The following is an 8,994-nucleotide window of genomic DNA, read 5'->3' as shown; positions in this document are numbered from 1 at the left end:
ACGAAACGTTGATGTAACAACATTTGAGGCTTTTTGAGGTGTGTCCAAACATGCATTTGGGAACATTTTTTTATTTTAGTATTCAATCATATACAGTTAAACGAATATACACTTTTATTAACGTCTGTTTGGCAAAAGTCAAAATATGAAAATATGTTGCGTGAATTAAGCTTAGGAGAAATAGGCGAAATATATTGAAGAAGCTGATGAGGTAGAATGATTATGTATGATGCTTTGAGTAGTATTGAACAGCCTGAATTGTAAAAATATATTTATAGTGTTATAAAAGTAGATAAGTGATTAATGTTATTTTATTATAATTATGTTAAATATAACCCAAAATGGTATTTTATTGACTAAATAACTAAAAAATACTAGGTAAAAATTAGTGTTTTTGGTTATTTGCTTACTATCCCTTATTTTAACATGGTAAACAGAAAATATTGAAGGTGAATACACTTTTGAAGACATAATGTCTTTAGAAAGATATGTTTCTGTTAATTCTGAAGGGTTATTTACTTTGGATACAACAAGTGCTATTAAAGATGGAGTTAGTGTGGAGTTGTTAGAAGGTCAACAAGAATATTTCAACTCCCTTAATTTAGAAATAAAAGAGGGTAAATTACAAGCAAATGAAAATTTAGATATTATTAATTTAGATTCTGATTTTGATGAAGATTTATTAAATAGTGGAGTATCTTTATATGCTTGTAAAGGGGTAACAACAAATCCTGTGACACATTGGTGGGGACAAAGTAGAAAGTTTAATTCATGTGATGCGGATAAATTTGCTGCTGATTTAGCTGGTGTAGCCGCTGGGGCTGCTGGAGCTGGCATCTTAGCAATTTGGTTCCCAGGAATGGGTTGGGCTTCTGTGGCTTCAGCTGCGTATTGTTCTCTTTACTCGTCACGTGTTACTGCGAATAATGCGTATGGTACTGGAGTAAAAATTAATATGACTTGGGCAATGATTTATGATATAGAGCCACAGTAAAAAGTGTTTTATTGTTTGTTTGGATGCTGTATGTAATCTTAATGGATTACATACAGCATTTTTATTTTCTAGTTATTACATTATTAAATAATGGTGAAAGTTTATTGATTGGTTATTAATTTAGAATAAATAATCATTGTTCCAGGAATAGTAATAACCATGATACAGAATATGATACTGAGTGCTTGTGTTGAGCTAAGTATTAAAGATCCAAGTGAACTTGTTAATAAAATAAGGATGATTAATGTAGCGAACAAAATAAAATAATTAATAGTCATTGCTTTTCTTATAATTTCTTTTGAACGTTTATTTTTAGGAAATATATGTGGTGAAAGGTATGTTAACATTAGTTGATTTAGTCCGATAGCTAAAAGCATAATAAAATCAGGAAACTCCTTGTTGAGTATGTTTTCATAGTTTAAATAAATACCCATTCCAACTCCCAAAATACCAGAAGATAAGAATGTCAGTTGGATTTTTTTTGTTTCAGACAAATGTTATTCCTCCTTACTTTTTATAAAGATATTTTACTATTTTTTTATATTGTTCTTTTTATTTTCATTTTAACAAATAAAGGTGAGGGAATGTTATAAGGTTGTAAATATATGGGGCATGTATTCTTATCATTGTTCTGAGTGTCACAAAGATGTTGAATATTTAATGCGATTTGACTGGTATATGTACCACTTAGAAAATTTGTATGACTGTGAAGATGAAGTTTTGCAATATATTCTAGACTTAGAAAAGTGAGAAGTATTGTCTTACGATTGAAATGAGTATACTTTAAAAAGCTGATAACCAATGTTATACTGGAGTCAGCAAAAAAGAGATAGTACCAACTGGTACACAAACGAAACCCCCAGTAGCTGCAACTACTGGGGGTTTCTGCTCTTTTACGGTAGAGTAAACCGTTTAGGCTAGTTGTCGCTGTGGTTTCTATTTTCTAACCATTTGCAGAAGTAGTAGCAAGCTACACCTGCCAAAAAGGAAACCAAAAAAGAGATAGCAAATTCCAACTGATACACCCCCTTACTGTTGCCAGTTTGGGTGCGACAACGCGGACAATTATATCATAATTTTTTTGCGTAAAAATATAACGATATGATAGGATAATCCTATGAATATTATTTTTTAAGTCGCTCTCAGCGGAAGTCGTTGTATTTTTGCATAAGCAAAAAAGGCTCGGCACAAGTTTTTTAGCCTTTGCACAAAGGTAGCCATAGGGCACAAATGTTTTTTTGTTATGTGTAAAAATTGCATAGTTTTTGGTTTGTTTATTGTTTGGGCTGGAGAGTCCGACCAGCGGATCATTTGGATCGACAAGAACAAAATCAAAGTCAAATCATCGAGCGTTTAAAAACGGTCGTTTTTTTTATTTAAAAAATTAATCGAGGGAGAGATGGAAATGGCTTATCAATGGACGCAGGGCGATATTGCAGTTGTGCAAAAGTATTTGCGAGAAAATGATGGGAACGAGGACATGACAACGGCTGCGTTGTTGGGATTGGTTCAGACATCGGATAGCAATTGAAATTGCAAAGGATGAAAGGCTGTATGAAAAGGGCGAATTATCGCTTGAAAAATTATTGGAAAGCCGAGCAAGACTAGGGCTGGATAAAAAGGCGGCTACGAGATATGACTATCTTTAGGTTGCAATTAACGGCAGGCGAAGAAAGTTTGGTCCTGAAGAAATATGCTGCGGAGTATGGCAGAGGGCCACAGTCGGAGCTGCATAAAATGGCAGAATGATACGATTACAAATGAGAGAGCGTAGACCAGTTTAGTGGTCTATGCTCTTTTGTATTTTGACTGCGTTAGCAGTCAGTCGGCGGAGCCGACGTATGTTTTGGATTACAGTTGCTTTTGCAACTGTTGACTGCGAAGCAGTCACATCTTATCGGCTGTGCCGATAAGAACGCGCCAGCGTTAAATGGCGAGGAAAAACATGGCACACCTCGATAACAAAGTGCGGACGGTTAAAACAGGTCATGAAGTACATTGGCAATTTTATATTTTTTTGTGGAGCGAATCCGACGCCTTAATAGCTTGGGTGCGTTAGCAGCCGAGCTATTAAGGCGGCAAGGCCGACTTTCTTTTTCTCTTTTTGCCTTCAGCATACTTAGAAAGGAGTGATTTTGTGGCAAGAAAAGGACGTACATCTATCGTTCGTGAGGTCAAAGAAAGCATTGATGCTATTGACAAAATTGGGCAGTCGAAGCGTGATGCCAAGCGAAATAGCACACATGGCATTCATTCTATCAAGCAAAAGCGTAATACGATGTCTGATGCACAAAATTTTGTAAAGTGGGTTCGGACTGAACATGGTGTGAAGTCGATTGCGGATTTAAGTCAGGAACATTACGCAGCGTATATCGCTTATATGGCTGACAAGGGTTTGTCAAAGGGACATATGCAAAATGTTGAAACATCGTTGCGTTTGTTAGAAAAAGGTTTTAAAGAGCGACTAAAACGTTCAGAAGGCCTTACAGAGCGTTTTAAAGGGTTTTGTCCTACTAAACGTTTAGTACATGTTAAAACGGGCGAGAGCGTGCGTAATAGGGCTTATAACGCACGTGAAGTTCAAGCGATTCGTGAGCAATGTTCTCCAGAGGTGCAAAAAGCGGTCGATTTGATGAGTAGTCTAGGGTTGCGTGTGCGTGAGGCGGCGAATGTGCGGGCTGAGCATTTTGTGGCTGAAGGTGATTCTTGGTATTTAAAGATTGCACAGGGTAAAGGCATAACGAAGGGCGGGCGTTTTCGTTATGTGCCTGTGCCGAAGACATTTGAACAGCGATTGGTACAGCTTTTAGTAGGGAAACACCCAGAGGAACGGCTTGTGTGTGTAGCAAGTGGCACGATACGCGATGGGGTCAACATGGCATGTAAAAAAGCGAATGTGTTACAAGCTGGGCGTGGCTGTCACGGATTTCGCCATGCATACGCCAGGGATCGGCTAGCGCAACTTGCTACGAAGGAGCAGCGTGACATGATGCAGAGGATTTTGTCCAATCGCGAACAGGGGCGCAAAGCAGACTATGGCATTTTAAGTGAGAAGGAACGAGCGTTGTATATGGGCACAAAAGCAGTGATGGATAAAATCCATAGTGAGTTAGGGCACGGAAAAAATCGCTGGGAACTTGCAATGCGCTATTTGAGATAGCTTCCCTCCCAATGCATCTGTCAAAAACCTTATTGTAAGTCGATGGGGTGACATGTGTTCTACTTGTCGTTTTTTTGAGGGAGAGGGTGCTGAATACCATATAAAGTAAGGTATAGGAAATATAAAAATATACACACAAAAAAGGATTTAATTCGTAAATTAGCTGACTGTGCAAAAAGAGTTTTCATTTTGTTTAGATGGCTTTTAAAATGGTTTCTAGTAAAATAAATATATGTTTATATACTGAATTAGATCAAGGTGGTTTATTTATGGAGGTTAAATATTTAGGAGATTATTCTTGGAAGTCTAATATAATCAATGATATTCCTAATATCGGTAGGGTTAAAATTGGTGTTATAGATGGTCCTATAAACGAGTACTTATTTGAAAAATTTGTAGAAAAAAGGGATTTTTCTAATGCGTCTAATATGGACATGTCATCCATACATACTGCGGCAGTGTGCTCTATAATAAATGATATAGCACCGGCAAGTGAAATATATATCGCCCAAGTGTCTGATAAAGATGATGTTCCTATGCCTGAGAGGAATATTTTAAAAGCATTACAATGGCTTGTAACTGAGAAAAAAGTAAATTTAATAAATATGTCTTTAGGATTCTATGAGAACTGTAAGGGAAATTGTAATTGGGAAAGAAGATTTAAAAAGCTAAAAGAAGAATATAAAGTAGATGTTATTGTGAGTGCTGGAAACACTTCTGAAAAACACCCAGGTGCTTCTACTACTTGTCCTGGATGTTCTAGTTCTGCAATAACAGTAGGCGCTTTAGATAGCTCAAATAAAATTGACACAAGGATTAATCTACGTAGTATTATTCAGGAAAAACCAGAAGTGTATGCTAACGGACATGTTTCAGTCAAGTTATTAAATGATACATGGCAAGGAATATCTGGAACTTCATTTTCAGCTCCAATTATTACAGGTTTAATTTCAAAGCATTATTTTAATTTAAATAATGATATGAATTATCCAATTGCTTTAAATAACTTAAAGAATCTAAAATCATATTTTGAAGATTTTCCAGATATAATTGAAAAGTTAGAAGAGGCTATTACACTAGCTGATAAAAAATATCCTAATATTACTTCTATAGAAAAACAAGAAATACTCGATATGTTAAATGAATTAATGCCTTATACATATGAAAAAACAGCATTATAATAATGCTGTTTTTGAATGTGTTTTATTATAATTGATATGCAAATTTTTCTTCAGTTACTTCAATATGGCTCTGAAGTGATTTTAATTTAGAACGGTCGTCTATGGTTATGAAAACAATATCTTCTAACAAGAAATCCTCTTGGTAAAAAATAGATATACTCTTTAAGACATTTTTTACATTTAAAATATTACTTAGAATTCTTATTTCGAAATTCATATTGCTTCACTCCTTTCTGACTAATTCAAGATTACAAATAAAATTTTTAAAAAAACAGGTAACCTATTAACACCGTTCATTTATGAACGGTGTTAATATATAATTAAATATACTAGTTAGATAGAAATTAATTTCTATACAAAAGGAAATTAATTTCTATATAAAAGTAAAAAGGATGATTATTATGGACTCAAAAAACAATTATTACAGCGATTGGAGAAAAGAACAATTTTATAAAAATGAAGGTTTTTTTCCTGTATTTAATGATTTCAGATATTTAATGCGTTTTTTATCTCCAGGTGCAATTAGTTTATATATTTACTTAGGATTACACTCTAATTATAAAACTGGGGAAGTTTTTCACAGCTTAGGTAAAATAGCTATTTATTTTGGAAAGTCTACTCGAACTATTAGTAACTGGATGAAGGAGTTAGAAGAATTAAACTTAATAAAAAGAGAACAATTTGAAGTAAATAAAGTAAGTCACACTTTTTTACAACCGTATAGTACTAATAATATTCCTTCATTCAATGGGGAGGATAAGTAATTACTTCAAATACAACAGCACTTCATATATTCACCTATACAAAATAACGTTTCCAAATAAAACATTAATTATACGGTGTTTTATACACTTTTTTAAAAGCCAGTCAAAGCAGTGGCTTACGGGCATTAATAGTTACAAGAACCCATTTATTTTCACCTCCCTAATTCTTATTATTTTTTCCGTAAGCTTAGTATCTTATTGTTCAAATACTTTTCCTGAAACGGCCTTTTTAAGGGACTTCTACATAATTACTTTGATTTTGCTGTTTGGTGGTATGATGTTCATAACGATTCATATAACGGGGGGTGTAACACTATGGAGAATGTTTTGACACCAAAAGAAGCTACTGAACAATTAGAAGTCACTGCCGAAACTCTAAAAAAGTATTCGTTACTTTTAGAGAAGAATGGAATGAAAGTATTAAGAAACAATAGAGGTCATAGACAATATTCAAACGAGAATATTAAAGTGATAAAAGCATTGATCTATTTGAACAAAGAGAAATCTGTTAATCTAGAAGACGCTGCGAGTATGGTAACATCTAGCGACTTTGACTTTACTATTCTGGATAGAAACATAACAAATCCCAATGTTATAACATTATCAAGTTCTGTTATCCCGTTACAGAACGAGGTGGCTGCAACGGTTCTGAACCAGATTCAATATCTACAGAACGAGTTAAAAGTACGGAATAAGAAAGATGATGAGTTCCAGAAAATCGTTACAAATCGACTTGAGGAGCAGCGAAATTTAATAATCAAACAAGAAGAAGCTTTGAAGAAATTAAACCAACAATTAGAGGCGGAACGTAAAAAGAGCTTTTGGCAGAAGTTATTCTCTAAGTAATCGAATAATTACTTGAGGTTATATTAGAAGTAGTCATGGTTGCTAGAATCTTTTCATGTCACTATTCAATAAAATAATAGAAACTAATAATCGTAGAATATATTTACAAGTTGCTAACTTTAGCGTATGGTAGAAATAACTAAATCGAACGTAAAAAAGCCATTCCACAGTGACTAATAGAGAGTTGGCGCTCTTTATTAATCGCTTTATCGTATCTCGTACATACGATGCAGCATATCGTGAAATGACTGTTTTTAACTGTTAAATATAGATATTATCTATATACGTCATTCTAGTATGAATTAGAAGACATTTCAACAGTTTATTAATAGGTCATTAAAGATTACTCCCTAATCTAAAGCGTTTTGCATCGTTAAGACACGATGTGAAACGCTTTTTTGCTTCAAAAAAGGAGCAACTACCATGAAAAATAAACTAAAAACTACACCAAACCAAGCAGTTCAAACATTTATTACATACGGCAATCAAAAAGGAGACCGGCAACTCAAAGAAGATCGCCTGCAGCAACTAGAAGAAACTTTGGCAGCACAAGGTATTTATCCTGGTGGGAAAGTACATAGAGTGCTAGAAAAATTGATTTATGACCTTACATACAACGGCATTATTAAAGTAAGCCGAGAGCATTTGAGCAACAAATTAGAGGTTGGATTCAATACAATTTCAACAGCTTTCAAGTATATGGAGCAATCCAAACTATTTATCCTTTCCAGAAACAGATCGGGGAAAACGAATAGTGGTTGTCGTGTTATTCTGGATGTGCAGCATGTGAACTTTGAAAGCATTTTAAGCGAAGTTTACCATCTGAATTCGTATGAAATTGCCATTGTAAAAGATGAATTTAAACAACCAAATAAACATCAGGATTTGGCTCAAAACACTGTCAGACCAACGTTAAACGGCTCAAATTCGACTCTTAACTATAATAACCAAATTAAAACAATAAAAGATATAAAGACGTCTACTAAGCAGTCGTCTGATCAGAAAAATAATCTGTATAATCGTTTAAAAAATCTGTATAAAGCCCGTACAGGCTCTTTAGAGGGCTTTAAAGCCTTTGTAGGTGTTATCTATGGGTCATTGAAAAAAATCAAAGCAGAGGACAAGCTAGGGCTGTCTCATGGCCATTTAGAAACAATCATGTATCAATCTTTAGATGCAGCTATTTCAGTAAGCGATCAGTACGTTAAAACCAACCGGTTAGCCTTACTAAGTGCTATTATTCGCAACAAAATCAACGATTTAACGGTTTCGAATGCATCTACAGGGTCAGGAAAAGAGAAAACTAGAAAAGTAGAAGTAGTACCTGCATGGTTTGCGACACGTCATGAGCAAGAAGAAGTAACCGAAGAAAAGAAAGCTTACTTTGCACAAGAACGTGAGCGCATCTTGGCCGAGTTACGGGATCTTTAATCCAATGAGGAATGATGAAAAATCATACCTCTAGTTTGTTATACTCATTTTTAATAATTAAATTATCTGGAAAATAGGAGGTTGTGAAATGCAAAACAATAATACACTTTCAGGCTTTCATATCAAAAGTAAAAAAGATAGTGATGTATTAAAGCTATATCCTAAAACCTATACTTGGCATATTCCTAAACATTTACTTGATTTCAATCTTCAACCAGGTGATATTGTGGCTGTAGGGAAAACATTAGCACCCTTTTTGGTCACAAAAGTTTTTAGGGAAGAGTTTGAAGAGACAGGAAAACGATACAAAAGGGTTATTAAGCTTTTAGAGAAAGGGTCAAGAGAAGAGCATACGAATGTATAGCTCCAATCTTTAGTAATAAAAAATAGCCATATTTGTCATATGAAATATACATGATTTTATGCAAAGTGAAGAATAAACAAAGTAAGTAAAAATGCTGCTACAGCAACGTTCATGCCATCTGTATAAAAAAGTGTATAAACAATGTTCATAAGAAAAGCCACGAAACGTTGATGTAACAACATTTGAGGCTTTTTGAGGTGTGTCCAAACATGCATTTGGGAACATTTTTTTATTTTAGTATTCAATCATATACA

General features: G+C 34.3%; 10 protein-coding genes. 8 read left to right on the top strand and 2 right to left on the bottom strand.

Annotated elements, in window-relative coordinates:
* The first annotated feature begins 520 nt into the window (after positions 1-520).
* Positions 521-994 (top strand): hypothetical protein, encoded by a 474-nt coding sequence (locus ACIQVU_RS19870; RefSeq protein ID WP_402896966.1) that lies wholly within the window; start codon positions 521-523, stop codon positions 992-994.
* A 101-nt stretch (positions 995-1,095) separates the two neighbouring features.
* Here ACIQVU_RS19870 and ACIQVU_RS19865 read toward each other — a convergent pair whose 3' ends face one another.
* Positions 1,096-1,488, bottom strand: a complete 393-nt coding sequence (locus ACIQVU_RS19865; protein ID WP_402896964.1) for a hypothetical protein — start codon at positions 1,486-1,488, stop codon at positions 1,096-1,098.
* A gap of 911 nt (positions 1,489-2,399) precedes the next feature.
* On the opposite strand from ACIQVU_RS19865, the gene ACIQVU_RS19860 reads away from it, so the two are divergent.
* The 3 genes from ACIQVU_RS19860 to ACIQVU_RS19850 all read left to right on the top strand — a co-directional run bounded on the left by ACIQVU_RS19860 (position 2,400) and on the right by ACIQVU_RS19850 (position 5,335).
* Positions 2,400-2,525, top strand: a complete 126-nt coding sequence (locus ACIQVU_RS19860; RefSeq protein WP_402896962.1) for a hypothetical protein — start codon at positions 2,400-2,402, stop codon at positions 2,523-2,525.
* A 606-nt stretch (positions 2,526-3,131) separates the two neighbouring features.
* Positions 3,132-4,154: a site-specific integrase gene (locus ACIQVU_RS19855; RefSeq protein WP_402896960.1), complete on the top strand. Its 1,023-nt coding sequence runs from the start codon at positions 3,132-3,134 to the stop codon at positions 4,152-4,154.
* A gap of 269 nt (positions 4,155-4,423) precedes the next feature.
* Entirely contained in the window at positions 4,424-5,335 is a 912-nt protein-coding gene (locus ACIQVU_RS19850; protein ID WP_402896958.1) for a S8/S53 family peptidase, read from the top strand.
* Between the two features lie 25 nt (positions 5,336-5,360).
* On the opposite strand, the gene ACIQVU_RS19845 is transcribed toward ACIQVU_RS19850, so the two are convergent.
* Entirely contained in the window at positions 5,361-5,552 is a 192-nt protein-coding gene (locus ACIQVU_RS19845) for a hypothetical protein (protein WP_402896956.1), read from the bottom strand.
* A gap of 184 nt (positions 5,553-5,736) precedes the next feature.
* On the opposite strand from ACIQVU_RS19845, the gene ACIQVU_RS19840 reads away from it, so the two are divergent.
* The 4 genes from ACIQVU_RS19840 to ACIQVU_RS19825 all read left to right on the top strand — a co-directional run bounded on the left by ACIQVU_RS19840 (position 5,737) and on the right by ACIQVU_RS19825 (position 8,740).
* Positions 5,737-6,099 carry a helix-turn-helix domain-containing protein gene (locus tag ACIQVU_RS19840; protein WP_402896955.1) on the top strand — a complete coding sequence of 121 codons (363 nt, stop codon included), beginning with the start codon at positions 5,737-5,739 and terminating at the stop codon, positions 6,097-6,099.
* A 315-nt stretch (positions 6,100-6,414) separates the two neighbouring features.
* Positions 6,415-6,945, top strand: a complete 531-nt coding sequence (locus tag ACIQVU_RS19835) for a MerR family transcriptional regulator (RefSeq protein WP_402896953.1) — start codon at positions 6,415-6,417, stop codon at positions 6,943-6,945.
* A 423-nt stretch (positions 6,946-7,368) separates the two neighbouring features.
* The gene (locus ACIQVU_RS19830; RefSeq protein ID WP_402896951.1) at positions 7,369-8,376 is read left to right on the top strand and encodes a hypothetical protein; all 1,008 of its coding nucleotides are present in this window, start codon (positions 7,369-7,371) and stop codon (positions 8,374-8,376) included.
* Between the two features lie 88 nt (positions 8,377-8,464).
* Positions 8,465-8,740, top strand: a complete 276-nt coding sequence (locus ACIQVU_RS19825; RefSeq protein ID WP_402896949.1) for a DUF5839 family protein — start codon at positions 8,465-8,467, stop codon at positions 8,738-8,740.
* The last annotated feature ends 254 nt before the right edge of the window (positions 8,741-8,994 follow it).

The sequence above is a fragment of the Lysinibacillus sp. NPDC098008 genome, assembly GCF_044760715.1.
Lineage (GTDB): Bacteria > Bacillota > Bacilli > Bacillales_A > Planococcaceae > Lysinibacillus.
This window is presented reverse-complemented; position numbering and strand designations above follow the sequence as displayed.

Bases quoted from the DNA above. Each gene is read 5' to 3' on its own strand.
- ACIQVU_RS19840 (WP_402896955.1), top strand. From the start codon at position 5,737: ATGGACTCAAAAAACAATTATTACAGCGATTGGAGAAAAGAACAATTT.
- ACIQVU_RS19830 (WP_402896951.1), top strand. From the start codon at position 7,369: ATGAAAAATAAACTAAAAACTACACCAAACCAAGCAGTTCAAACATTT.
- ACIQVU_RS19860 (WP_402896962.1), top strand. From the start codon at position 2,400: ATGGCTTATCAATGGACGCAGGGCGATATTGCAGTTGTGCAAAAGTAT.
- ACIQVU_RS19825 (WP_402896949.1), top strand. From the start codon at position 8,465: ATGCAAAACAATAATACACTTTCAGGCTTTCATATCAAAAGTAAAAAA.
- ACIQVU_RS19835 (WP_402896953.1), top strand. From the start codon at position 6,415: ATGGAGAATGTTTTGACACCAAAAGAAGCTACTGAACAATTAGAAGTC.
- ACIQVU_RS19850 (WP_402896958.1), top strand. From the start codon at position 4,424: ATGGAGGTTAAATATTTAGGAGATTATTCTTGGAAGTCTAATATAATC.
- ACIQVU_RS19845 (WP_402896956.1), bottom strand. From the start codon at position 5,552: ATGAATTTCGAAATAAGAATTCTAAGTAATATTTTAAATGTAAAAAAT.